General features: G+C 46.5%; 20 protein-coding genes. 8 read left to right on the forward strand and 12 right to left on the reverse strand.

Annotated features, from left to right (window positions below; translation table 11 throughout):
• The first annotated feature begins 247 nt into the window (after window positions 1-247).
• Window positions 248-1,516 (forward strand): transposase, encoded by a 1,269-nt coding sequence (locus QZ938_RS23285; protein WP_293349348.1) that lies wholly within the window; start codon window positions 248-250, stop codon window positions 1,514-1,516.
• A 90-nt stretch (window positions 1,517-1,606) separates the two neighbouring features.
• On the forward strand, window positions 1,607-5,023 hold the full coding sequence (locus QZ938_RS23290) for a PAS domain S-box protein (RefSeq protein ID WP_293349345.1): 3,417 nt from the start codon (window positions 1,607-1,609) through the stop codon (window positions 5,021-5,023).
• 200 nt (window positions 5,024-5,223) lie between these two features.
• Here the strand turns inward: QZ938_RS23290 and QZ938_RS23295 are convergent, their stop codons facing one another.
• Complete coding sequence (locus tag QZ938_RS23295) at window positions 5,224-6,618, reverse strand: HEAT repeat domain-containing protein (RefSeq protein WP_293349342.1); 1,395 nt, start codon at window positions 6,616-6,618, stop codon at window positions 5,224-5,226.
• A gap of 156 nt (window positions 6,619-6,774) precedes the next feature.
• Window positions 6,775-6,903, reverse strand: a complete 129-nt coding sequence (locus tag QZ938_RS23300; protein ID WP_293142922.1) for a hypothetical protein — start codon at window positions 6,901-6,903, stop codon at window positions 6,775-6,777.
• Between QZ938_RS23300 and QZ938_RS23305 the strand changes: the two genes are divergently transcribed.
• Window positions 6,902-7,771, forward strand: coding sequence for a lipid kinase (locus tag QZ938_RS23305; RefSeq protein ID WP_293142919.1), 870 nt, complete (start codon window positions 6,902-6,904; stop codon window positions 7,769-7,771). The genes QZ938_RS23300 and QZ938_RS23305 overlap by 2 nt on opposite strands.
• Before the next feature lie 226 nt (window positions 7,772-7,997).
• On the opposite strand, the gene QZ938_RS23310 is transcribed toward QZ938_RS23305, so the two are convergent.
• The 4 genes from QZ938_RS23310 to hemW all read right to left on the reverse strand — a co-directional run bounded on the left by QZ938_RS23310 (window position 7,998) and on the right by hemW (window position 12,574).
• Window positions 7,998-9,563, reverse strand: a complete 1,566-nt coding sequence (locus QZ938_RS23310; protein WP_293349339.1) for an FAD-binding oxidoreductase — start codon at window positions 9,561-9,563, stop codon at window positions 7,998-8,000.
• Between the two features lie 671 nt (window positions 9,564-10,234).
• Window positions 10,235-10,501, reverse strand: a complete 267-nt coding sequence (locus tag QZ938_RS23315) for a DUF1830 domain-containing protein (RefSeq protein WP_293142913.1) — start codon at window positions 10,499-10,501, stop codon at window positions 10,235-10,237.
• A gap of 142 nt (window positions 10,502-10,643) precedes the next feature.
• Window positions 10,644-10,904: a hypothetical protein gene (locus QZ938_RS23320; protein WP_293349336.1), complete on the reverse strand. Its 261-nt coding sequence runs from the start codon at window positions 10,902-10,904 to the stop codon at window positions 10,644-10,646.
• A gap of 329 nt (window positions 10,905-11,233) precedes the next feature.
• Complete coding sequence (gene hemW, locus QZ938_RS23325; protein ID WP_293349333.1) at window positions 11,234-12,574, reverse strand: radical SAM family heme chaperone HemW; 1,341 nt, start codon at window positions 12,572-12,574, stop codon at window positions 11,234-11,236.
• A 399-nt stretch (window positions 12,575-12,973) separates the two neighbouring features.
• Here hemW and QZ938_RS23330 point away from each other — a divergent pair, with 399 nt between their 5' ends.
• The gene (locus QZ938_RS23330; protein WP_293142905.1) at window positions 12,974-14,056 is read left to right on the forward strand and encodes a PIN/TRAM domain-containing protein; all 1,083 of its coding nucleotides are present in this window, start codon (window positions 12,974-12,976) and stop codon (window positions 14,054-14,056) included.
• A 12-nt stretch (window positions 14,057-14,068) separates the two neighbouring features.
• Window positions 14,069-14,254, forward strand: a complete 186-nt coding sequence (locus tag QZ938_RS23335; RefSeq protein WP_293142902.1) for a hypothetical protein — start codon at window positions 14,069-14,071, stop codon at window positions 14,252-14,254.
• 108 nt (window positions 14,255-14,362) lie between these two features.
• Here QZ938_RS23335 and QZ938_RS23340 read toward each other — a convergent pair whose 3' ends face one another.
• The gene (locus QZ938_RS23340; protein WP_293349330.1) at window positions 14,363-14,932 is read right to left on the reverse strand and encodes a Uma2 family endonuclease; all 570 of its coding nucleotides are present in this window, start codon (window positions 14,930-14,932) and stop codon (window positions 14,363-14,365) included.
• A gap of 683 nt (window positions 14,933-15,615) precedes the next feature.
• Here QZ938_RS23340 and QZ938_RS23345 point away from each other — a divergent pair.
• On the forward strand, window positions 15,616-16,995 hold the full coding sequence (locus tag QZ938_RS23345; RefSeq protein WP_293349290.1) for an MBOAT family O-acyltransferase: 1,380 nt from the start codon (window positions 15,616-15,618) through the stop codon (window positions 16,993-16,995).
• 15 nt (window positions 16,996-17,010) lie between these two features.
• Window positions 17,011-18,129 carry a GDSL-type esterase/lipase family protein gene (locus QZ938_RS23350; protein ID WP_293142893.1) on the forward strand — a complete coding sequence of 373 codons (1,119 nt, stop codon included), beginning with the start codon at window positions 17,011-17,013 and terminating at the stop codon, window positions 18,127-18,129.
• 112 nt (window positions 18,130-18,241) lie between these two features.
• Here the strand turns inward: QZ938_RS23350 and QZ938_RS23355 are convergent, their stop codons facing one another.
• Window positions 18,242-20,446, reverse strand: coding sequence for a Tex family protein (locus QZ938_RS23355; protein ID WP_293349273.1), 2,205 nt, complete (start codon window positions 20,444-20,446; stop codon window positions 18,242-18,244).
• Between the two features lie 305 nt (window positions 20,447-20,751).
• Between QZ938_RS23355 and QZ938_RS23360 the strand changes: the two genes are divergently transcribed.
• Window positions 20,752-21,588 carry a Uma2 family endonuclease gene (locus QZ938_RS23360; RefSeq protein ID WP_293349229.1) on the forward strand — a complete coding sequence of 279 codons (837 nt, stop codon included), beginning with the start codon at window positions 20,752-20,754 and terminating at the stop codon, window positions 21,586-21,588.
• Between the two features lie 192 nt (window positions 21,589-21,780).
• Here QZ938_RS23360 and QZ938_RS23365 read toward each other — a convergent pair whose 3' ends face one another.
• The 4 genes from QZ938_RS23365 to QZ938_RS23380 all read right to left on the reverse strand — a co-directional run bounded on the left by QZ938_RS23365 (window position 21,781) and on the right by QZ938_RS23380 (window position 25,531).
• Window positions 21,781-22,743, reverse strand: coding sequence for a class II fructose-bisphosphate aldolase (locus tag QZ938_RS23365; RefSeq protein WP_293349213.1), 963 nt, complete (start codon window positions 22,741-22,743; stop codon window positions 21,781-21,783).
• A 235-nt stretch (window positions 22,744-22,978) separates the two neighbouring features.
• Window positions 22,979-23,713: a phosphoadenylyl-sulfate reductase gene (locus tag QZ938_RS23370; protein WP_293142881.1), complete on the reverse strand. Its 735-nt coding sequence runs from the start codon at window positions 23,711-23,713 to the stop codon at window positions 22,979-22,981.
• Window positions 23,683-23,871, reverse strand: coding sequence for a hypothetical protein (locus QZ938_RS23375; RefSeq protein WP_293337356.1), 189 nt, complete (start codon window positions 23,869-23,871; stop codon window positions 23,683-23,685). The genes QZ938_RS23370 and QZ938_RS23375 overlap by 31 nt, the downstream gene beginning before the upstream one ends.
• A 208-nt stretch (window positions 23,872-24,079) precedes the next feature.
• Complete coding sequence (locus tag QZ938_RS23380) at window positions 24,080-25,531, reverse strand: EH signature domain-containing protein (RefSeq protein WP_293365645.1); 1,452 nt, start codon at window positions 25,529-25,531, stop codon at window positions 24,080-24,082.
• Window positions 25,532-26,033 lie beyond the last annotated feature (502 nt).

Here is a 26,033-nt window from a genome sequence, read left to right on the forward strand (position 1 = left end):
TAGATCGTATGTTTTTCAAGATTATAGTATCTGACTCTCCTTATTACTGTCAACAAATGTCCAAATCTTGCCGCCCGGTAGAAACCTGCGATGAACTTTCATCCCCTGCCTAAAGTTATTGTTGTTTTCGGTTTTTTTGTGTATTGTAAAACTTCGTTGAGTTTATAAGAAATTATAAACAATGGTAGTATGATATTATCATGGTGGTCGAGTGAACTACACATAGGTTAAAAAATGGAAGCCTTAAATGCAGCTAACAGAAAGGCACATCATTAAATCGACGGAATATCGTTTCACAGAAATTGACACACTAGCTTTTAAATCAAAAAATCTCTACAATGCGGCCAACTACGTCATTCGTCAGAGTTTCATTTATGGATGGGGCTATGTCGGCTACAACGAAATGAATTGCTTGATGAAGTCCCACGAGGCATACAAAGCCCTGCCAGCTAAAGTAAGCCAGCAAATCTTGATGGTGTTAGACAAAAACTGGAAATCATTTTTTGAGGCTCTCAAGGCTTACAAAAAAGATTCCTCTAAATTTACTGGCCCTCCAAAACTGCCAAAGTACAAAGATAAAGTCAAAGGTCGAAATATCCTAGTTTATACAATTCAGGCGATTAGCAGCAAGCAACTGAAGAAAGGAATCATTAAGCTGTCAGGTACTGAGATTTTAATCAAAACCAAAGTAAATCCCGAACGAATCTGCCAAGTCAGACTGGTTCCCAAATGCGATGCTTATGTAATTGAGGTAATTTATAATGAGCCGGAGTCCACCGCTAGTAGTAGCAACTTCGTAGCTAGTATCGATTTAGGACTGAATAATTTAGCGGCGCTAACTTCAAATCAACCGGGATTTATTCCTTTGTTGATTAACGGGCGACCATTGAAGTCAATTAACCAGTTCTACAATAAACGCTCATCGCGATTGCAGTCTCAATTGAAAGGTAGTCGCAAAACCTCATCACGCATTCAACGTTTAACCCGGTGTCGCAACCAAAAAGTCGATAATTACTTGCATCACACAAGTCGATTAATAGTCGATATTTTGACAACCCATCTAATTGGAACGCTAGTAATTGGCAAAAATGCACAGTGGAAAACAGAAATTGACCTGGGAAAACGAACTAATCAAAACTTTGTCAGCATTCCTCACTCTCGACTAATTGAAATGTTGGAATACAAGGCTCGATTGGTGGGAATTAAGGTGATAGTGCAAGAAGAATCTTACACGTCTAAGTCGAGCTTCTTGAATCTAGATCCAATTCCTGTGTACGGGCATACTGGCGCTTTGGATGTCATATTTAGTGGCAGGCGAATCAAAAGAGGATTGTACAGAACATCAGCCGGTCAATTAATTAACTCTGATGTGAACGGTTCTTACAACATCCTCAGAAAAGCAATCCCAAATGCGTTTAGCAATGGGATAGAGAGCTGCGTAGTTCAGCCGAGGCGGGTTAATCCGCTCAAAGTAAAAGTGAAGGGGGAGGGATTTAACGCCTCCCATGTCATGTAATAAATGACTATACTTTTACCAGCTATAGACTAGGAATTAGTGACTCAGCAACACAAGTGCAAGTACGATCGATCGCACAGGTAAGGCGAAATGCAGAATTTTGTTAAGATGATGTCATTTAACCACAATTTTATGCGCCAAGGTGGATGGGAAGAGTGGGAATCGCAGTTAGTGGGATTGCACGCGGTGAGCGATTTGTTAATTGCCTTGGCTTATTACTCAATTCCAGCGATGCTGATCTACTTTGCCACGAAGCAGCGGGACGTGCCTGCAAGCAAGGGTTTTATCCTATTGGGACTCGGTTTTTTCTGCGGTGGGACAACTCACCTGATGCAAGTTTCGATGCTGGTTCATCCCAGCTACGCGCTGTCAAGTTTGCTCGCCGCCGTTACCGCTGTCATTTCTGTGTGGGCTGTGTTGGAATTGATGCCCTCGCTTTTTCAAGTGTTGGCTGCGGGGCGGGCGACACAATTAGCAGCAAATACAGCGCTGGAAACTCAAAAGGCCGATCGACCGCAAGCTGGCTGTACCGTTGAAAATCCCGTCCCATCCCCCAGCAGCGAACTCGGGCCAATTAACCAGCAATTGCTCCTAGAAATAGCGCAGTCGGAGGGAGTCCAACAACTCCTGCTGGAAATTGCCAACAAGCTGCAAGCAAGCGAAGAACGCTTTCGCGCTTTTCAGGAATTATCTCTAGACGGATTTAACGTGTTTCGCAGCATTCGAGACGGTTCCAAAATTGTCGATTTTGAATGGGAATACGTCAATCCCGCTGCTGCCAAAATTCAGCAAAGCACTCCGGGCGAAATGGTCGGAAAGCGATTGCTGCAAGTGCTGCCCGGTCATCAAGATAGCGGTTTGTTCGATCGTTACGTGCAAGTTGTAGAAACAGGAATTCCGCTCAATACTGAGATTTCTTACAACAGCGAAGGCATTGTCGGCTGGTTTCGGATTATGACCGTTAAATTGGGCGACGGTATGGCTATTTCTTTTAGCGATATTACTGACCGCAAGCAAGTAGAAGCATCCCTGGGCGACGCCCTGCAAAAACTGACTTCTCATTTTGAAAATACGCCCCTAGCTGTGATTGAGTGGGATGAAAATTTTCGCCTCAGTGGGTGGTCTCCGGCTGCTGAAAAGATTTTTGGGTGGAAGGCAACAGAAGTTTTAGGCAAGCATTTTAGCGAATGGAACTTTATTTTTGACGGCGATGTGAAAGATGTACAAGCGGCAATTGAGAGTTTGAAAAATCAACACGAACGGTGCAATGTCGTTCGCAACAGCAATTATGATAAGTCGGGTTCTTTGGTGCATTGCGAGTGGCACAATTCGGCTTTTTACAGCGATTCCGGACAGTTGATCTCGATGCTGTCTCTGGTTTTGGACGTGACGGAACGCTTTAAGTTTATGGAAGTGCTGCGACAGTCAGAAGAGCGGTTTCGGATTGCGGCAGAAAGTGCTAGCGATTTAATTTACGAATGGGATATCGAGACCGGTATCGTGCTGTGGTTTGGTCGTGTAGATGAAATTTTGGGGTACAAAAAAGGCAGATTTCCGAGGACGAGAGCAGCTTGGAACAGTATTTTAAATTCGGAAGACCGATCGCAAATCGAGGCCGCAGTCGATCGATATTTGAGCGCGCCAGACAATTGGACTGCCCCATTTTTGCAGGAATACCGCGTGCAATGCTCCGGTGGTGGCTTGCTCCACTGGATCGATCGGGGCAAAGTAGTTCTTGACAAACAAGGCCATCCGTGGAAATGGATCGGTGCGATTAGCGACATCAGCGATCGCAAAGAGGCCGAAGAACAGCGAAATCAGGCTTGGGCGCGGGAACAAACCGCCCGCCGCGCAGCCGAAGCCAGCGAACAGTTGTACCGCATCCTCGCTGAAACTATCCCCCAAATAGTTTGGACTGCTTGGCCTGACGGCTGGATCGACTACTACAACCAACGCTGGTTTGAATACACCGGTTTGACCCTAGAAAAAACTCAAGGCTGGGGGTGGCAGCCAGTGGTACATCCAGATGACTTGGAAAATTGCCTGGAACGCTGGAATGAGTCGGTGCAGATGGGGGAGACCTACGAGGTGGAATACCGCTTGAAACGGGCATCTGACGGGGTTTACCGCTGGCATCTGGGTCGCGCCATGCCAGTACGGGACGCTAACGGAAACATCCTCAAGTGGTTCGGGACTTCTACTGATATTGACGATCGCCAGCGATCGGCCGCCACAGCGGATTTGCGCGCCCGAGCTTTGGCTGTGCTCTCATCGGCTTCTTTGAATTACCAAGAGGCGCTGCAAGATTTGGCAGATTTAGCAGTACCGGGGCTGGGGGATTGGTGCTGCGTGCATTTAATCGAGGCCGACGGCTCGATCGGCTTGCAAGCAGTTGCTCACTCAGATCCGAGCAAAGTCGCTCTGTTGTGGCAAATCGATCGCCGTTTGCCGGTAGACCCCCAGGGACGCCACGGAGTAGCAAAGGTGCTGCGGACTGGGGAATCGAAGCTCTACCCAGAAATACCGCATTGGGCGATCGAGGCGGTGCTGTCGGACAACGAACTGTTGGAAGTGCTGTGCTACCAGAACCCGCTGTCGGCAATCTGCGTCCCGCTGATCGCTCGCGGGCGGACGCTGGGAGCGATTTCGTTGCTGTGCGGAGAGTCCGGCCGCCGCTGTTGCGAGGGCGATTTGATTTTGCTCTCGGATTTGGCGCGGGATGCGGCGGTGGCGATCGATAATGCGCGGCTTTACCGGGAAGCAGCGGAGGCCAACCGGATTAAAGACGAGTTTTTGGCAACGCTTTCTCACGAGTTGCGGACGCCTCTGAATGCAGTTGTCGGGTGGGCCCAGATACTGCGACAGCGCAAGTTGAGTGCCGAAAAAACGGCTGTGGGTTTGGAGACGATCGAGCGAAACGGGCGGTTGCAGACTCAGATGATTGAGGATTTGCTGGACGTTTCCCGGATTGTGAGTGGCAAAGTGTGTTTGAAGCTGCGCCCCGTGGATTTGGTGCCGATTGTAGAAACCGCAGTCAAAGCGCTCGCCCCTGATGCTGAAGCTCGGGGAGTTGAATTGGCGACTTTTTATGGCGAAGGGGTGAGCTTGGTGAGGGGCGATGCTACTCGTTTGCAGCAGGTTGTGTGGAATTTGGTCTCGAATGCCATTAAGTTTACGCCACCGTCCGGTAGCGTGGAAATCAGGCTCTCGTTTGAGGGGGAACCGCGATCGGCTCCTAGTGCGATGTTGTCTCCGTCTCCGGTTCGCTCTGTGACGATCGCCGTTACCGATACAGGAATTGGCATCAGCAAGGAGTTTTTGCCCTTTGTGTTCGATCGCTTCCGCCAAGCTGACAGCAGTTCTACACGCAATTACGGCGGGCTGGGACTCGGATTGGCGATCGTCCGCCATCTCGTGGAACTCCACGGCGGCACTGTCTGGGCCCAAAGTCCCGGCCTGGGACTCGGCTCGACTTTTGCGGTGCGATTGCCTATTGAAAAGAGGTAAAGAAGACAATATGGGAGTTAATTTTAGGTATGTAGTTGCGCTTCAGCGCAAAGCGCGAAGAGCGCTGAAGCGCAACTACGTACCTTCTAATTCTCTTGCCATTCTTGCAGGGCGATCGCAATTCCCTCTTTTAACCTAGGTATGTAGTTGCGCTTCAGCGCTCTTGGCTCGAAGAGCGCTGAAGCGCAACTACGTACCTTCTAATTCTCTTGCCATTCTTGCAGGGCGATCGCAATTCCCTGTTTTAATCTGGGTTCGAGACTTGGACGATCGACTAAACTTGCTAATTGCTGCCGAACCTCTCCCCCACCCAGCCGTTTGAGTGCCGATAAACTATGCAGTCTGACGCTATTATCGGCATCTGCCAACAGTTGAACCAACACATCTAAAGCTCTGATATCTCCTAATTGTCCTAACGCTAAAGCCAAAGATTGTTTGATTTGGGAAGACTGCACAGCGGGATGATTGCTCGAGAGCAAATCGATCGCAATTTCAGCAGCTTTGGCTTTTAATTCCAGCTTTTCCACTCGCCCCAAAACAGTGACAATCTCTTGACAAACAGCAGGATTCATGTTTTCAATTAATCGGTGTTCGCCGACAATTGGAATTGCAGAATTACTTGTCAATACCTCGCCTTCTAAATCAGCAGCCGATCGCCCGATCAGCGCTTTTTGCAAATATTCTAAACCGGCAGCGGTTTCGCTCCAGCCGAGGGCGCGCACAGTTTCGATTTGCAATTCAAGGGGAGTTGCGGGCGATCGCAACAATTCAAATAAAGCCGCCGCCGCCGCATCGGTTTTCAGTCGCCCAATTGCGATCGCCGCTTCCTGACAAACTTCTAAACGGATATCCCAAAGCAAAGGTTTGAGCAACTTAACTAAATCTAATTCTGCATCTAAATAGGCGCGCACTCCCAAAGCCCGCACGGCTTCTTTTCTAACTGCTGTCGCCGGATCTTTGAGTGCACCTACCAGTATTGGCGGAATCCGAGAGTCGTGAAAACTACTCAACGCCTCAATAGCGCAAGCACGCACCGCAACTTGAGAATCTGTGACTACACTCAACAGCGGTGCGATAATTTCGGGGCGCCGAATTTGGGCGAGGGCTGCTGTAGCAAACTGTCGCGAGTCTGGTTGTTGCAGGAGATTTGTCAGGGATTCGATCGCACTCGTGCCGAAATTTCCTAGGGTTTCCGCCGCAATTTGGCTCAATTCTTCATCAGAATTTTCGATTAATTTGACTAAAGCTTGCATCACTTCCGGGCGATTCCCTTCGGGATAGCTAGGCTTCACAAACTTTCCGAGGATGCGGGCGGCAAACCACCGGGGCTCTGTATCTGCCTCTTCGTCTTCAAGCAAGGCGATTAAAGGTGCGATCGCGCCATTTCCCAGATTGGGCAATACTTTAGCAATTTCCCAGCGGTCTTGAAAATCCCCCCATTCTAAGGCTGCGATTGCTAAACTGACAGCTTGTTCCAAAATATGTGCTTCCGGCTGCTGACTGCCGTTTGCTGTCACTTGCTGCAAGCATTCCACTAAAAGAGGCCAGTTTTGGCGATCGGCAGCAGCCTGCGCTTGTTCTAAAATATTCGACATGATTTTAATTTAGCTTCAAGAAGGTAGATGACAGCTAGCGCAGAATGCGAGATACTTTTCAGCAATCTTTTGCTACAATTATCAATTATTTAAGATTAATGTTAATCCATCACCATGGGTAAAATGTAATTAAAGCATTAAATTCATGCACTTAAGTCATCCACCTGTTAAATTCTTAATTTGAAAAACCAAAATCGCAGTCGATCGCAGCTTTGAGACAACCAAGATAAAAACAACGACACCCAACCGCGATCTAATTATTTTTCCCAATTCCCAATTATTCATGAAAAAAGCTCTCCTTTTAGTAAACCAGCACTCCCGCAAAGGGAAAAATCTGTTATCTCAAGCCACTCTAAAATTACAAGCACTTGGTTTTGATTTAATTGTAGAATCAACCAACCGCGCCGATGAAATTCCCGACACAATTCGGCGCCACCAAAATCAAGTCGAATTAGTCATCGTCGGCGGAGGCGACGGCACACTCAACTGCGCCATAGAAGGTTTGATAGACACTAAATTACCCTTAGGTATTTTGCCCATGGGAACTGCCAACGATTTAGCCCGCACTCTGAAAATTCCTACAGATTTATCCGCAGCTTGTCAATTAATTGCCAGCGGCAAAGTTCGGCTCATAGACTTAGGTTGGGTGAACGGCCAGCATTTTTTTAATGTAGCGAGTTTAGGATTGAGCGTGCAAATTACCCAGCGCCTGACTAAAGACGCCAAGCAGCGCTGGGGAGTTTTAGCTTATGCTTTTACCGCTTTGCAAACAATTTGGGAATCGCGACCATTCAGAGCAGAAATCAAGGTCAACAACCAATCTTTTAATGTTAAAACTATTCAAATAGCCATTGGCAACGGCCGCTATTACGGCGGCGGCATGACAGTTGCCGAAGATGCAACCATCGACGATAAGCGACTAGATTTGTATAGTTTAGAAACAAAAAATTGGTGGGAAATCATTGCTTTGCTGCCAGCGATGAGGCAAGGAAATCATAACAGTTGGCCAAACGTTCGCGCCTTGCACGCTCAAGAAATTGAGATCAATACTAGCAAGCGCCGTCCGATTAATACCGACGGTGAAATTACCACTCAAACCCCTGCAAAATTCCGAGTGATTCCTAAAGCTTTAGCTGTTATAGCGCCTGTATAACCCACAACTCATATATCAGATAAGACGGCGGTTGAAACCGCGTCTACACAAACCAAGTCCGCCTCCGCGGACTAAAGAAAATTAACTGTTTTAACTCGTTGCCAGGCTGAAGCCTGGGAGCCTGGTAACGAGTTAAACTGCTTGCTCTTCAACCCGCGGAGGCGGGTTTTGTCTGTATAGACGCGGTTTCAACCGCCCGGTATTCTACAAATAAAAATCATGATAATTAATAATCCCCTCCAGCGCCGTATTTCCAGGATTCAACCAATCGGTGAAAATAGTATTGCTGTTGGGCCCCTAAATTTTTCACCTGCGGTTCTACCGCTTTCCCTAAAGGCTGCAATCCTGTATAAATCCCTAAATTCACATAATGAACCATCCAATCGAGCAAATTAGCTATCCCCACCTGCGGGACAATTTTCATCACCAATCCGGGATGGCTGATTGCTGTTTTAAACAAAGTTTGCGACAAAGCCGGAAACAGCACGATATCCTGAAGAAACGGCTTGAGCACTGGTTCTCCCAATTCTTCCATTATCCCAAATACAGCAGCCAAAAGTTGATTGATTTGATTGGGGTCTATTTTCTGATTCATCGCAGCACTCATCGAACGCTGAAACAACCAAGTAACTGATAGATTTGGTTGATACGGTTGCAAAAGTGCCAGGGAATTTTTGTCTAGACTTTCGCTGGTTAAAGCTTCGTCAATTCCGAGAGTCAAGCGTTTGAGGTGGCGCACCATTGCCCCGAAACCGCCGAAGCTGAGGGGCGATTGGCTGCCGCTGCTGTCTCCGACTGGAAGTATCCGATTCCAAGGCATTTTTAGAGGGCTTTGGCGGTAGCAGGGAAAGAATCCGTAGAGTGCTCTTTGGAATTTTAAGTGTTCGAGTTCGACGTTTTGATATTCGGGAAGCAAGCGCAAATAGTCTTCAAATAATGTTTCTAAACTAAATCTTTCTGTGTCGGCATCTATATAGGTAAATAAGTAAGTCGTGCGCCCGTCTCTGGCGGGAAATGCTTCCCAAAAATATTGGCACTGATTTTGCATGGGGGTGAAGGATGCAAAGATATCGCCAGTGTCATTTTTGGGGTATCCTTGGGCGCAACTGCCGACTACTAAACATACGGCGTCGGGTTTTTTGCCTTGTCTGGCCTGGCGGACAATGGGCGAAAAATGTCCCATTGCGTCTAATAATAATCTGGTTGTAAATGCAGTGTTGACATTTTGTGAGTCGGTATTTTCTGATTCTACTATAACTCCGTTGGGGTGAATTGTTGCTGTTTTAAATGGTGTATTTTCAAATAGTTTTCCTCCGGAATTGAGAAATTTCTGTTTGAGGGTTTCGAGGAGGTAAATAGGATCGATGCCGATGTTGAGTACGTCGCGAACCCAGATGTCAGGGGTGTTCCTAAAGCTGATGCGGGCTGGGTTGTATTCGGTGGCAATTGCTTTGTCTATTTCTGCAACTGAAAGCAAGTTTAGTTCTAAGAATGCGTCTAATTCTTTGCGTGAAATGTTCCATTCTTGTTCGCGCCCTCGCAGGATGCCGCGTTCGAGTAAGGCTACTCGGCAACCGCGTACTGCTAAGGCTGTACCGATTAATATTCCTAGGGTTCCGCCGCTGATAACTATGTCGAAGTCGAGGGTTTGTAGGGGTTGTTGGCTGTGTTTGACGGCGGCGGGTGTTGGGGCGGTGTTTTGTTTGAGGTTTTCCCAGAGTCGATCGACCTTTCGCAGGCCTCCAAGGGCGTCTCCCGGCACTTGGGAGAGAATTTTTTCGGTGAGGGACATGGGATTTTAATATTTAAGAGCTCTTAATTTTATATAATTTAGCTTAAAATTTGGTCTGCATTTAAATTTAAGTTTCGTGGGATGGGCGTCAGCTAGGATGATTTTGGCGACAAACCCACAATCTCACACCTGACGCACGCCGGGAATCATCTCAATTCCGGTAGATTACTATAACAAAAACAGTTTGTAGTGCGCCGTCCCATTCCGCAGGATTTTCCAGGGCGTTTTTATTGTCGTCAGACAAATTAGGTACGTAGTTGCGCTTCAGCGCTCTTTCCTAATATCAGCTAAGGATCGCAAATTAAATAATTTACATAAGTTTGTGGAATGGGCGGGACGCCCGTCCTTCCCGGACGGGCGTCCCGCCCATTCCACAAGAACCATCAAATTGTAAGTTATTTAATTCTCATTCCTAAGAGCGCACAAGCGCAACTACGTACCTTTGCCCAAACGCGAGCCGACCTTTGAGCGATATTTTTGGTAGTTTGAGATTTCCTATCCTGACAATAAAACCACCCTCCCATTCCGCAGCATTTTCGGACTGAAGTCCGTACTACGAACAAATCTTACTGCGGTTAATCGCACACGATATCAATGGTGCGTCAGCCTGAGACTTTGGGTGGTGATTGAAAATGTCACACCTGACGCACCCTACTTATTTGTCAACTGGTTTAATCAGGTGCGCTTAATTCTTCAACTCGCAGCCGATCGCACAAAATTCGCTCGCACACAATAGCACCCGTCTCGGCACTCCTGCAAACTTCTAACTGAGCTTCCGGGAGCGCTTCAAACAAAAAACGTTCTCCCGGAAACACCGTCCGCTCAAAATACCAATTCGGAATATTTGTAATCCGAGCAATTTGCATTTGGCTAGTAGTATTGAGATACCAACACAAAATACGCGCATCACGTTCCGAAATTACCTGAGTAAGTGTCATATTCATGTTTTTAACTTGTTTGTGAAATTGTGCAAGGTATCTGTCACCAGCCTCAGTCTAATATATATCCGCTCGCCTGTCAAAATCAAATTTTTCCCGACATTCTTTAGATTAATTAATAATTAATTAATTAATTAATAAATTAATAAATAAATGTCCCTGAGGAAATAGTGGCGCCTTCCACTTGTTCCCAAGAAGGTGCAAAAGGCGGCAGTGCTAAAGTGCAAGATTTCCATCCTCCTCGCACTGGTGCGCCTAACAATTGACAGTGACCCACGGCACCTCTTTGCATCTTGTAGTGACCGCAAAATTTACACTTAGAAGTCTGATTGCAGCCGCGATCGCTAATTACCTGATTGGGATTGCTAGGAATATTGTGGCGTTCGAGAGTCAGGGTTTCCATCAAGATCTTTTTTAAATCGTCACTCTCAAGTATGACAGCCGGATTTCAGTCGCTGCGTCTATCTCAAGGCTTAGTTCGTTACTTAAGTTTTATTAAGGATCGATATAAAACACATTATTTTTGACATTATAAACCCAGGGAGCAATTTAATTTTCTTATCGTCGAATTGTTGGGTGTGGCTGGACGGGCGATCGCCTTAGCGCTGTGTATACCTCCTCAGACATAAAGAATGAAAATTTAATAACCTAGGCGACTATCCCCCCTTCGCCCTTACTCGGAAAAAAATGGGGAAGCAAAGTTACTTAAGTTATTCAATTTTAATTCCTAAGCTAATTATCTTCTCCTAACTTGCTGAACAAGTCGGCTAAAATTGTATTAGAAAACAAAAAACCTTCGGGATCGCTCAATCTCAAATTTCCCGAAAGCGGCAGTTTTTCACCTTCGGCTAAAGTGGCGATCGCCCCAGCATTCACAATTTCCACCAATCCCTGCCGCCAGTAGGGCTGCAAGCAATGCCAAATGCGATCGACAGTTTGCTGAGTAAACTTTTCAGTCAGCGCCGGCAGGTTAACTCCTGCTGCTAAACGCAAGCCTAGCATCAGCGTTTCTAACAAAACATCATTGTCTGAGACTTGAAAATTGGGTTCAATTGCTGGGTGAATATCGGTCTGGGTTTCCCCCCCCAGTTGGGCGGTAGCAGCAGAAGTTGTCTCGGAAAGATTTCGCACCCACTGATAATATTCTTGAGTTTTGCGAGGCCTTGTCAACCTCCGGCCTTCCACATAACTCGCCGCCCCCATCCCCAAGCCGTAGTAAGGGCGATTTTCCCAATAAACGCGGTTGTGCTGACACTGATAGCCCGGCCTAGCATAATTAGAAATTTCGTAATGTTCGTAGCCAGCATCAGTCAGAATTTCCTGCGCTAAACGGTACATTTGAGCAGCAGTTTCATCGGCTGGCAGCGGCTGGGAACCTGCTTCAAAGTATCGCCCGAAAGCTGTTCCCTTCTCAACAATTAAGTCGTAACTCGACAGGTGAGTCGGGCTAATTGCTACGGCTGATTTTAGGGAAGATTCCCATTGTTCTAAGGTTTGGTGCGGCAGTCCGGAAATTAGGTCTAAACTGAAATTGACAATCCCAGCCGATCGCACTATTTCTACTGCTTCCAAAATTTCTGCCACCGAGTGCGATCGGCCGCAAGCTTGCAGCAATTCATCCTGAAAAGCTTGCACTCCCAAACTAACTCGATTTACTCCCGCTGCGGCATATCCCCGCAACTGTTCTAAAGTAAATGTTCCAGGGTCAATTTCTATTGAAATTTCTGCCCCAGCAGCAATCCCAAATTTGCCGTCGATAGTTTCTAAAATATGGCTCAATTGACTGACAGAAAGTAGCGAAGGCGTGCCACCACCAAAAAAAACTGTCTTTAGAGATGTGCCTAAATTTCGAGTTTCTTGAATTTCTTGACACAGTACGGCAACGTATTGGACAATTGTGCCGGAATTTTCGCCATTTTTGCGATCGCCCACCACAAAAACCGGAAAGTCGCAGTAGTAACAGCGGCGGCGACAAAAAGGTACGTGCAGGTAAGCTGAACTGGGAATGCCGGAATTTGACACCTGCAAACTTTTTGGGAATTCAAATGTTAAATAATCTGTGGTAGGGTTCATTACATTTCCAGCCAAAAGTTCAACTTCAAATCTAAAGTTTTAATTAAACAGTGATAAATAATTATGTATATTATGACATTTTCTTAGCAATAATGCACTGGGAACGATGGCGTCGGGCCCCGCAAGCTACGCCTATTTTAGCTCGATCCCAGTAGCGATGGGGATCGGCAGCAATTCCCGAACAGGTTGCAGGGCGGTCTATTCGCACTTCGTGTCTGCCCGTGAAGGGGCGCGATCGATGTCCCGAAGCACGGGTAGCGTATCCCTGTTTACACTACAGGCGTGAAATATAAGTTCATAAAAATTGGTGAGTAAAGATAGCGATATCCGATCGCAACTACGAAAAAACTATCAGCACTCGAAAGATATAATGTAAACACATTCATTAACCTAGAACTAATGCTAGACGCAATCATAATTATCTCATTCATAATTGCAGGCGGAGGAATCGGCTATTACGGAGTCGAGTTACTGCCAAACAACCTGCTGGAGCAAGTTACAAATATACAAGGCCTAAGTTCGGTACTGGGCTCGTTTGGAGCATTAATCGGCTTCGTGTTGGGATTAGTGGCTCAAACAACCTACCGGCGCGTAGAAAAGCAAGTCCGCGATATGCCGGTGGAAATGCTGCTGACAAGGGCGATCGGCTTAATCATCGGGCTGCTAGTCGCCAACTTAATGCTGGCTCCGCTGTTTTTGCTGCCAATTCCCCGCGAGTTCGGCTTCATCAAACCGCTAGTCGCAGTATTGGGTAGCGTCATGTTCGGCTTCACAGGCGTCAGTTTGACAGACACCCACGGCCGCGCTTTCCTGCGACTGATCAACCCCAAAAGCTTAGACACCACAGTGTTGATAGGCGAAGGTAATTTCAAGCCAACAAGTGCCAAAGTTGTCGATACAAGCTGCATTATTGACGGCCGGATTGAAAACCTGCTAGAAACAGGCTTCCTCGAAGGTCAAATTATCATCCCGCAATTCGTGCTGCAAGAACTGCAACTGATAGCTGATTCCGCCAACGATCAAAAGCGAGTGCGCGGGCGTCGCGGCTTAGATATTCTCAACCGCATCAAAGAAACATATCCAGAACGGATTCAAATTCACTCGGCTGACTACGAAGAGATTGCCACAGTCGATGCTAAATTAGTCCGATTTGCTTTGGATATCGACGGCATTTTGCTCACCAACGATTACAACTTGTCGAAAGTAGCTACCGTTCAAAAACTGCCCGTTTTAAATATCAACGATTTGACTCATGCAGTGCGCCCGACTTATTTGCCGGGAGATACGATCGAACTAAAAATCCGCAAAGAAGGCAAAGAACCGTCTCAGGGAATCGGTTACTTGGATGACGGCACAATGGTTGTCGTAGAAGCAGGCAGCAGCTACGTCGGCGCCGAAGCCCGAGTCGTAGTCACTAGCGCCTTGCAAACTAGCGCGGGCCGCATGATTTTTGCCCGCCCTCAAGAGTCAGTTATTGCTTGAAACTGAGAAACAATGACCAGAGGAATTAGAATCAAATATTGCGATCGCTGTTCCCAATCTGCCCCGATTCTCTACCGCGCCCGGTATGACGAGTCGGGGCAGTGGTTTTTTCTGTGTCTTAACTGTTGGGAATTGGTAAGCAAAAACAATGCTTTGTACTTCTACGGCGGCACTTGGAAAGCCAGCAAGAAGAAATAAAGTTTGTAGTGAGGACTTTAGTCCGCTGTTTGTAGTGAGGACTTTAGTCCGCCCTCTGCCGTTTAGTCGCTCAGGACTAAAGTCCTTATTACGAACAATTTTGATGAATTAGAGCAGTATCGCATCTTCATACAATGCCTCGATCGCACAGCTAAAATCAATACTAGCAAACTGAACGTCTTGCCCTTGAGTATAAGGATAAAGCACCCACAAACCCTCTGCATTCCGGCGAAAACACTCTACACTAACTCTTTCTTGATTGATTAAGACATACTCTTGCAAAATTTCAGAAGTGCGGTAATCGGCAAACTTTTCGCCTCTGTCAAAAGCCGCTGTTGTCGGCGATAAGACTTCCACAATTAAGCGCGGGTAGATAATGAAATCTTCAGCAGTATTTCTGTCCCGTTCATCGCAAGTCACCGCTACATCGGGATAGTAATAACAATTTGCGGCCTCAATCCGAACTTTTATGTCTGCCACGTAAGGCATACAACCACTTCCCCGCAGATGGTTTCTCAGCAAAATTGCTGCATTGAGACTAATGGTAGCGTGAGCTTTGCTGGTTCCTGCCATTGCATAAATTTCACCTTGTCTGTACTCGTGTTTGATGGGGCTGACTTTCTCGCCTGCTAAATAGTCTTCGGGGGAAACGTAGGTGTCGCTTTTACTTGCAACCATATAATTTTGAGGTGGGTGAGGATTACACAATTATAGCTCGATACGCGATCGCTCAGAATACCAGGCGGTTGAAACGGCGTCTGTACAAACTCTCATCCCAACCCAGAGGGGTTGAAGAGCGGTTAAAATTAGCAGAAAGAATTAGTTGAAAGCCTATCCCTTATAAGGAGAAATAAAAAGAAAACTATTTATTACTCCAATCCTCTTCCTTCTAGGTCAACTGATGTCCTAGGTTAACCATTCGACTACGTTCACGGAAAGCTGTCAACTGTCAACTGTAGACAAGATTGCATAAGTCTTCGATCGATCCTGCAACCGCAGATGTCAGACAGATAAACACAGGTAAACGCAGATAATTTCAGGGTGTTTTCCGATTTTTGCAAGAGGTCTTGTCAACTGTCAACTGTCAACTGTCAACTGTCAACTGAGTCCCTCCCTCGGGCATCATTTGACCCTTTGGTGATTTGCACCGCAGTCAGCTATTTTAAAAATGTCAGAGAACATTTCCATCAAGATTAATAGCAATTCTCAATAAATCGTAAAGTTTTATTATCTCCGATCGAACTTTGGACGTTGCGCGTCTTTGGGGTTTGTTACGAAAAATAAATGTTCCAATCATTGACAACTGCTATCTCTATAGATACGATTCACTTAGCGATCGCTAAAATTTCAGATTTCAAAAGATGCTGTTTAACTCCACATTATTTTTGGTCTTTTTGGTGGTGGTGGTGTATGTCTATTACTTGCTGACACCGCAATACCGACGTTGGTTTTTGTTATTGGCTAGCTACTGCTTTTATTGGGTGTGGAGCGTACCTTACTCACTCCTAATGGTTTTATATACCCTGCTAGCTTATATAACAGCTCGCATCATAGAGTCATCAACTAAAAATAGAGATAGAACTACTGCGTTAATTACTTTTTTGGTTGTAGTTATAAGCACTCTATGCGTTTTCAAATACGCAAACTTCTTCTCAGCTTCCGCACACTCCCTGTTTGGATTTTATCCTTGGCCTCAACTAAATCTGCTATTGCCTCTGGGTATTTCTTTTTACACATTCCAGACGATCTGTTACATAGTCGATGTCTACAAAGGCGTTACACCTGCTCAAAAGTCATTTCTCGACCTAGCACTGTACGTCATTTTCTTCCCTAATCTGGTTGCTGGCCCGATCGTCCGCGCGAAGGTTCTCATGCCCCAGTTGACCTGCGAGTCAGCGGTAGACTGGGTTCAGATCCGCAGCGGCATTGCCCAAATCATCTGGGGGATGCTGAAAAAAGTTTATATAGCTGACCCGATGGCATCAATTACCAGTGAGGCTTTTAGTGGGCCCCAGAGCGTTTCCGGGTTGGGGTTGTTACTAGCTACGTTCGCCTTTACAGTTCAAGTCTACTGCGACTTTTCTGGTTATTCAGATATGGCGATCGGTTCTGCCCGCCTATTCGGAATAGAACTGCCGAAAAATTTTGACAGGCCTTATCTGGCTTACAGCATTACTGATTTCTGGCGCCGCTGGCACATTTCACTGTCAAATTGGCTGCGCGACTATCTTTACATTCCCCTGGGTGGCAACCGGCAGGGCCAACTCCGTACCTATGGAAACTTAATGATTACGATGCTGCTGGGAGGGCTCTGGCACGGTGCTGGATGGAACTGGGTTGCTTGGGGAGGTTTGCAAGGGGCAATGCTGTCAATGGAAAGAGCGTTTGGACTCTCCTCTGCACCTAAGTCGAAAGCCAGTTATTTCCTGCACTGGCTGTTGACCTTTTTTGTGATTTGTACTTCTTGGGTACTCTTTGCATCATCTGATTTGAACAGTGCGGGTGTGGTATTTCAGCGGATATTGACTTTTGCTGATGGCCGGATACCTATTGACTATCGCCCGATATTCTACCTGGCGCTAGTTTTGCTAGCTCAATGGGGGGATGTGAAGCAACGATGGATGAGTTGGGCTCAGATGCACCCAAATTTGCTCAAGTGGATTGTTTGTACGATCGCAATTGCGCTGATATTTACCTTTGCCGGCGCCTCAAGTTCAAATTTCATTTACTTCCAGTTCTAATCGGATCGATCAGTTATGCTCCCAATATTTAATGACCAAGCACTTTCCCATATAAAAACCGCATTTCGCCGCACCACCGCAGACTTGTCAAAGCTATTGTTAGCAGCTTTATTATTGGAAGGAATGCTGCAAGTTATTGCTCCTGAGTACAAAAATAACGTTTACGATCGCCAATTTACAGGAGGTCGTCCCATCGCGATGAGCAGTGCGGGAAATCGCGGCCCCCTGCTGCCGGTTCAGAAACCCCCTGGCGAAGTGCGAATCCTCGGGATGGGGGATTCAACAACATTTGGGACTGGGATTGGTGCAGAAGATACTTGGCCAGCTCAACTAGCAACTGTTTTTCAGAAAAATGGTGCCAAAGCAACCTATATCAACAGCGCTATAGAAGGTTATACGGTCAAAGAAATTAACTATGTTTATCGCAACCAGTGGTCGGCCTACAAACCAGATATAGTAGTGCTGGCTGTAGACAACAACATGGTCTCAATGACGTGGTTTCGCCGCGAGGACAAAGGTGCGCCGAAAAACCCCTATCTAGAGCCTGCCCCTCAATCCAAACTGGACAATTTGAAAAACGGATTAAAACAAGTTACTCACGTCTTAGCTTCTCCTTCCTGGCTGAGAATCAACTCCCAAAAATGCTTGTACTTGCTAGGTTTATCAAATAACAACATCAACCCGGAAGTTCCTTTGGGCGCAACGGTAGCCTCTGGCTGGAAGCAGGCTAATGTACCTCCAGATCTCCCCGATCGCGTTTGGAAGCAGTTTGAAGAAGATTTGAGCGTACTCCGAGACTCCGTTGCTGCTGACGGTCGATCGCTGGTTGTAGTTTACTTACCTGCTCGCTTTATTGCTTTTGACGGGTTTTTTGACAACGAGCAGCGAGTGCCAAAAAATCGGCTGACTATCGACGCGGGCAAGCGACTTGGGGAAATTAGTCAGTCACTCGGTGTACCCTATCTCGATGGTACCGAACCAGTCCGTCGGGGTCGATCGCAAATTGCCAAAAAAGAAGGTCGTTCTGCTCCCATGTATATTAAGTTTGATAGTATCCACCTTGATAAAGACGGCAATCAAGCTGTTGCTGAAGGGTTGTTCGATCTCGTTAGCAAATCTGAAAAAGCTCGATAAAATCTGTCTGTCGTGTTGAATGGTTTGTAGTGCGGACTTCAGTCCGCAGCCTAAAAGCGGACACCAGGACGCACTACGAACGAATCTTCTTGCGGTTAACCGATCGCTAGTTTTAACGCCGGCGCGGGGCCGGAAGCCTCGCGCTATTTGACGGTTGCGGTTTTTCTTGCAGCTTCATCGTCAAACTCACCCGCTTTAACTTTTCATTCACCTCCAAAACCCGCACTTTCACAACTTGTCCGACTTTCACAACCTGTTTCGGATCGTCCACGAAGCGATCGGCTAATTGAGAAATATGAACCAAACCATCTTGGTGCACTCCCACATCTACAAAGGCTCCAAAGTTAGCTACATTCGTGATGATGCCTTCCAATTCCATCCCAACTAGCAAGTCGGAGATTTCGTTAATTCCGGCTTGGAAAGTAGCATATTTAAACTCGGCGCGCGGGTCTCTTCCGGGTTTTTCGAGTTCGGAAATAATGTCTCGGAGTGTCGGTTCTCCGACTTTCTCGGTGACATATTTCTTGATATCTACTGTCTTGACTTTTGCCGATATTTGTGTTATTTCCGTCAGCGGCAAACTTAAATCTTTGGCGATCGCCTGGACAACAGGATAACTTTCAGGATGAACTGCTGTATTGTCTAACGGGTTTTCGCCGCCGCGAATGCGGAGAAATCCGGCTGCTTGTTCAAAAGCTTTTGGCCCGAGTTTGGGAACTTTCAACAGTTGGCGGCGATTTTTAAAGGCGCCGTTTTCGTTGCGGTAATTGACGATATTTTTGGCAACTGTTGCTGTCATTCCCGACACAAATGTCAGCAGTTCTTTGGAAGCTGTGTTTAAGTCAACTCCGACATAGTTAACGCAGCTTTCGACTGTTTCGTCGAGTTTCTTTTTGAGCAGTTTTTGGTCAACGTCGTGTTGATATTGACCGACTCCGATTGATTTTGGGTCAATTTTGACAAGTTCGGCTAAAGGATCTTGCAAGCGCCTACCGATGCTGACTGCACCCCTGACGGTGATGTCGAGATCGGGAAATTCGGCGATCGCCACATCACTCGCTGAATAAATCGATGCGCCGGATTCGTTCACCATAACTTTAATCGGTTTTTTGTCCATATCTGCCAAAACTTCCGACACAAAGTCATCGGTTTCGCGGGAAGCTGTACCGTTGCCGATCGCGATTAATTCAATTTTATATTTTTCCAGCAAATGCTTGACAATTTTACCAGCTTGTTGTCTCTGACCTGGGGCTTGGTGGGGGAAAATGGCTTGATATTCCAAAAACTGCCCGGTTTCGTCGAGGGCGGAAACTTTGCACCCCGTGCGAAATCCCGGATCTATTGCCAGTGTGGGTTTCATGCCCGCCGGCGCCGACAGCAACAACTCGCGGAGGTTGGTTTCAAAGGTGGTGATGGACTCGATATCAGCCTCGGCTTTGTGGTGCGATCGCACTTCCGTCATCAGCGAAGTCTTCATCAGGCGGTTGAAAGCGTCCTTCAAGGTCGATCGATAAAACTCTTTAACTTCAGGTATCCTAGTTCTAATTTCCTGAGATTCCAAATAAGCCATCACCGCCGATTCATCAAAGGCTAAGTCTAAATCTAAAACCCCCTCCGTTTCCCCGCGAAACAAAGCCAACATATTGTGCGACTGAACATTTCTCGCTGCAATTTGGTAATTGCGGTACATTTCAAATTTCGTAGTTCCTTCCGGGAAATCATCTTTAATTTTCGAGACAAAAACCCCAGTTTTCATCAAGAAATCTCGCAAATAAGCTCGGTACTCAGCTTTTTCAGAAACCGCCTCCGCCAAAATATCCCCAGCACCTTTGACAGCTTCTTCTGTTGTCTTCACGCCCTTTTCTTCCGAAATATATTTAGTGGCTTCCGCTTCGATATCGACTGGTTTCGCCGTCGGCAAATTCAGAGACTTAATAAAAATTGCCAGCGGTTCTAAACCTTTTTCTCTAGCAATCGTCGCCCGCGTCCGCCGCTTGGGTTTGTAAGGCAGATAAAGGTCTTCGAGTTCATTTTTTTGCAAGCACGACTCAATTTTGGCTTGCAATTCGGCCGTAAGTTTGCCCTGGGAGGCGATCGTCTCTAAAATCGACTTTTTGCGGTCTTCAATTTCCGTCAAATAGGTGAAGCGATCGGAAATATCCCGCAACTGAATTTCGTTCAGCAAATCGGTGCGTTCTTTGCGGTAGCGGGCAATAAACGGAATAGTTGCGCCCTCCGCGAAAAGTTCCAGAGCATTGTTGACTTGAGAAAGATTGATAGCAAGTTCTTGAGCAATCAGTTGAGGAATGTTGAGCATAGTACAGAAGTTCGAGTCAGTCGATTTGAGCTTTTAGATTGGAGATTAACTTCACGGAATAGACGCAGAAAAGGGGAGCATCCAGATTTTATAAAAATGGTTTTTTATAAGTGCGAGAATCCGCTAGCGAGCCGATAATCTGAGAGCATCCAGATTTTATAAAAATCGTTTTCTAGGAGTGCGAGCGTCCCGCTCGCGAGCCTATATATTTAAAGCTCGCGAGCCTATATATTTAAAGGTGTTATTACTCGCCCTAGCAGTATTAAAATAATGTTAGCATAAATGCAGTCATTTCTCAATATTATATGTTTCCTTTTAAATATCCAGTGCCGCAAAGCGATCCGCCGCGATCGCCCAGAGAAACGCTGCCGACAATGTACGATTTACCTAGCGAAGATCCGGAGGAACCTGGTTTGCCAGACGAATTTCACGATTTGCAGCCGCAGTTGTTAACCCTGGCCTTTCGCCCTCGCAATTATCAGGCTTCTGAGATATTTAGCGGCACTGACATGAACCTTTATTATGACGTGCAGCACCCTCTTTGGCACAAACGCCCCGATTGGTTTGGAGTTGTGGGAGTTCCGAGACTGTACGATGGATCAGAATTGCGGATGAGTTACGTTACTTGGCAGGAAGGCGTGAATCCTTTTGTAATTGTGGAACTGCTTTCGCCGGGAACGGAAAAAGAAGATTTAGGTGCAAATATTGATGAGGAAAAGTTGCCAACTCAGCGGAATGCTGGGGGTAACGGGCAAGTTTTAGAGGCCCAGACAGATGAGAAACCGCCCAGTAAATGGGAGGTTTACGAGCAGATTTTGCGGGTTCCTGTTTATGCAGTTTTCAGCCGCTATACTAATAGGTTGCGAGTGTTTGCATTGAATGCCGGACACTATCAAGAATTAGAATTATCTGACTCGCGAGTCTGGATTCCGGATCTAGGTTTGGGCTTGGGTTTGTGGCAAGGGGAGTTTCAGGGAATCGATCGCCTGTGGTTGCGCTGGTATGATGTTGATGGCAACTGGATTCTGACTGAAGCGGAACAGCAACGGCAGCGCGCTGAGTCAGCGGAAGCTCAATTGCAGTCTTTAATTCAGCGGTTGCGGGAATCTGGCATCGATCCCGATCGATTTTTAAACCGTTAGAAAAAACGTATAGCGCTTCTCAGAAAGATAAGGTACGTTGTTGGGCTTCAGCCCTCTTAGAGGTTGAAACCGCCTCTAGACAAACAAAGTCCACCTCCGTTTTTCAACCGTTAGAAAAGACGGCGGTTGAAACCGCGTCTACACAGACAAAGTCCACCTCCGTGGACTGAAGAAAATAACGTATAGCGGTTCTCAGAAAGATGAGGTACGTTGTTGGGCTTCAGCCCTCTTAGCGGTTTCAACCGCCCGATTTTCTTGTTTATTGCCAACACTATTTGCCGTAAATCCTTCCGCATAAGGTGACTGATGCAAATAAGCCTTACCCGCAGAACCGAAAAGTTGCAACTTGCCCGAAATCACCGATCGCATAGCATCAATTGCCTTTTCCATAACTTCCAACAAATCCGGATCTGACAAAGAATTGCTCGTTTTCAACACCTCCATATAAGCATCGCGAACTTCCGTATTTACATTAAACTTAGACACACCTAATGCAATAGATTGATTGATCGTGGATTCCGGCAAACCGCTAGCGCCGTGCAGCACTAACGGCAACGAAACAGAAGCCCGGATTTTTGCCAAACGCGGAAAATCGAGTTTCGGTTCGCTGAAATATTTACCGTGAACGTTGCCAATTGTTACCGCTAAAAAATCCACCTTAGTTGCTGCAATAAACTCTACAGCTTCCACCGGATCGGTCATCTTTGCCGCTTTTTCTTCAATTGTCAAACCGTCCTCCGTGCCGCTAATTCTGCCGATTTCCGCTTCAACTACCGCACCGTTAGCGTGGGATAACTCAGTCATTTCGCGAGTAAAGATTAAGTTTTGTTCGTAAGACAAAGGAGAACCGTCAGCCATGATGGACTTGATACCGGCGGCGAGGGCGAGGTGAATGTCTTTTTCTGAGGTGCTGTGATCTAAGTGTACTGCGATCGGCACTACAGCCTTGCGCGCTGCTTCCATGCAAAGCGCGACTAAAGGCGATTTTCCGTATTTGAGAGCGCTGGGATGAAGTTGCAACATCGCAGGACTTTGCAGCGCTTCGGCGGCATCGATGACGGCTTTTACTCCTTCGAGATTGTACACGTTAAAAGCGCCGATCGCGTAAGCATTTCTCCGGGCTGTGTTCAGCAATTCGCTAGTTGAGGCGAGCATAAGTACCTGGCTTAAAAACTTGTCAGTTGTCAGTTGTCATATCATGTCCGGTCGATTACTATAACAAAAAAAGGTTCGTAGTGCGGACTTCAGTCCGCAATATGCTGCGGACTGAAGTCCGCACTACGAACCGATATTATCGCGGTCAATCGACCGGACACGATATCATTAGTCATCAGTCATTAGTCATCAGTCATTAGTTAACTGTCAACTGTCAACTGATTAACGCTATCAACTATTTTTGTGTATTACCAGCGTGCAAACCGCACTCTTTCATCGTCGATTCTTCCCACCACCAACGACCTTCGCGTTCGAGTTGGTTTGGCAATACTGGTTTCGTACAAGGTTCGCAACCAATGCTGACAAAACCGCGTTCGTGCAACTTGTTGTAAGGCACTTCCAAAGCGCGAATATAATCCCAAACCTCTGCCGAAGACCAGTTTGCTAAGGGGTTGAATTTAATTAATTCATGGTCTGGAGTTGAAAAAGCACCGTCAGCTTCAATCACCGGAATACCGTTGCGGGTACTGGGACTTTGGTCTTTGCGCTGACCGGTAATCCAAGCATCAAGAGTATTCAATTTGCGGCGAAGCGGCTTGACTTTCCGCACGCCACAGCATTCTTTGTGGCCGTCTTCATAAAAACTAAACAATCCCTTTTCATCTACTAGGGCTTGTACTTCTGCTGCATCGGGAAACATTACTTCTAATTTAATGCCGTAATGCTTTCTAACTCGCTCCAGAAACTCATAGGTTTCTGAGTGCAACCGTCCCGTGTCTAGGGTGAAAACGCGGAAGTTTTTAGTAATTTTTGATGCCATGTCGATCAGAACTACATCTTCGGCACCGCTGAAAGAGATTGAAATATTGTCAAAATTGTCTAGGGCAAATTTGAGAATTTCTCGCGGTGTTTTTTGACTGTATTCTGCTTCCAGGGCGGCTATGTTGAGATTCTTCTGAGTGGCAACCATATTTTTGCGCGATCGGTGTTCTTTTTTTCTAACTCTTGATTATAGCCGATCGCAGTATCTATCTCACGGATTAATTTTACTGCATCTTGCGACAGTCTTTTCGGCTGTGCGATCGGGATCGAGGATGGCGATCGCCCGTTTGTCGCAATTTCGGTCAAGCCAAAACTCTTATACCGGGGAAAATATCACTATCGCGCCGTCAATGAGCACTGATATCACCTCCGCTCGATCTACCACTATAAAACAGGTTTGTAGTGAGGACTTTAGTCCGCATGAATTTTTGCGGACAGGTTTGTAGTGAGGACTTTAGTCCGCATGAATTTTTGCGGACTAAAGTCCTCACTACAAACTGATTAGTCGCAATCATTATGACAAAGATTCCATTTCTTTCTGCCACTTTTTCAATAAAACTTCCCGCTCTTTTTGTTCCTGAGGTTCCGGCATTCTCAAGCCATTTGTAGAATCATATTTGCCGTAATACTGCGACATTCCCTGAAAAGATTTAGTCCCCTCATTGGGCAGGATTTTTTTCTGTTTCAGCCACTTTTCGCAAGAACTTTGCCACATGAAAACGCGATCGTGCACTTCACCGCCTAGTTTTCTGATGCGCTTAACAGACAGTTCTTTTTTGACAAACAACAGCCGATCGCTCTCTTTGGTACGCTTAATCAAGCGAATTTCGGCGCCTGTACCCCGGAAAAACTCGATCGCGCAATAGCCCTCCAACTGAAAAATGCAAACTTCCGTTGGAGGAGCGCCGTCTTCCGGTAAGATATCCACATCAAACGGCAACTGGTAGCCGATCGCGCTCACAGACGACTGCGGCAACAGCAAGCGCACCCGCAGCAGGCGATCGGTATAATTGGCCCAAAAATCCCGGCGCTCCTCCAACTGCTTAATTTCCACATCAGACAGCCGCAGCATCCGCGCCACCAAATCAATTGTTTTCTGGAAATAACTGTAATTTAGTCCGCCAATCCATCGCCTCAGCGACTCTTGGGCGGGAGCCGAAAGTAACTGCAATTTCGGATAATATTCGTCTCGCACCCACTCAACCAATTTCGGCCGTTGATTTTTGAGAATATCGCTCGAAATTTTAACTAACAACTCTTCAACTGCTGCAAGTTGCGGCGCTGGTGGCATTTCCTTCAAGCACCTGAGCAGCCATTCTACACCCGACAAATCGGCAACCTGATTTTTGGCAAAAATTCCAGCAAGATGTGGCCCGGCGCGATCGACTACGGGGATACTTGCGGGTAACTGAGCTTTTCCTAATAGTTCTACGGGGGTTTTTAGGTATTGCCAACTCAGTTTTGCTAGCTCGTAATCTGGTAAATCGCGGGTCAGTATTTTAATGATTTGTACTGGCAAAGCATCGGTACCAGTCGCTGTATTAGCAAAGTCGGCAAAGCACTCTACCAAAGCTCGATCGAGGGCGGGAGCATTGCTAGAAACAGGATTTTCTAACTGGTGGCTGTAATGCAGCGCCAAACGCCACAACAACTGCTGTTTCAGGCGCACGTTGTTCTGAGCTACCAGCCAAATAGCTTGAGATACTTCTCTAGTGCGATCGGGATTTTTCAGATCCCATTGAGATTTAGCCCAGAGACAATAAGTCCATTCTAGAGCAGTAATACTGTCCGCTCGATCGCCCTCAATATCTGCTATAATTTCTGCCATTCCTCGCAAAACACCTGCTTTCACTTCGCTAATATTTGGCTTGCTTTTCTGTGCAAAGCTTCCCGCAGTTTTTGTTTTTTCTGGCAGCCGCTGGCTGGGATTTTCCGGTAGTTGAATTTGGCGAAACTGAACGCTCATATTTATAATTTGTTTGCTATAAAGTTGCTGCACTAGCATGATGCAATTTTTGACCAGAAAGAATTGGTTTAAAGGGAGCATCTCTGTTTTGCGAAAAGCATTTTTTTATTATAGTGCTGTCCCCGCTCGCGTATTTTACTCGCGAGCGGGGACAGCACTATATTCCTTCCATGTAGAAGTCGCTGTCATCTGTCAACTGTAAGTAAGGTGCGTCGCTCATCGATAGTCGATTTTTATTTGTGATGGTTGGTGGCGACGCACCCTACAACTGAAAGAGGGCGGGCACGGGGGCACCGCCCCTACAAATATCAACCGACTCTTGTAGAGAAATCTCTCGCAACTGCGCGATCGATCGCAATTGAAAACCCCGTTGATTGGCTCGCCCGCGCGTCATTTCTGTGATTGCAATATTTTACACAATTTTCGATATTAAGGGAAGGTACGACTGGAAAAACGAGCTGGCGTTGGGCGTTATTCTCTCTTTCGGCAGAAGTCAAGCTAG

The organism is Microcoleus sp. CAWBG27, assembly GCF_020883145.1.
GTDB lineage: Bacteria > Cyanobacteriota > Cyanobacteriia > Cyanobacteriales > Microcoleaceae > Microcoleus.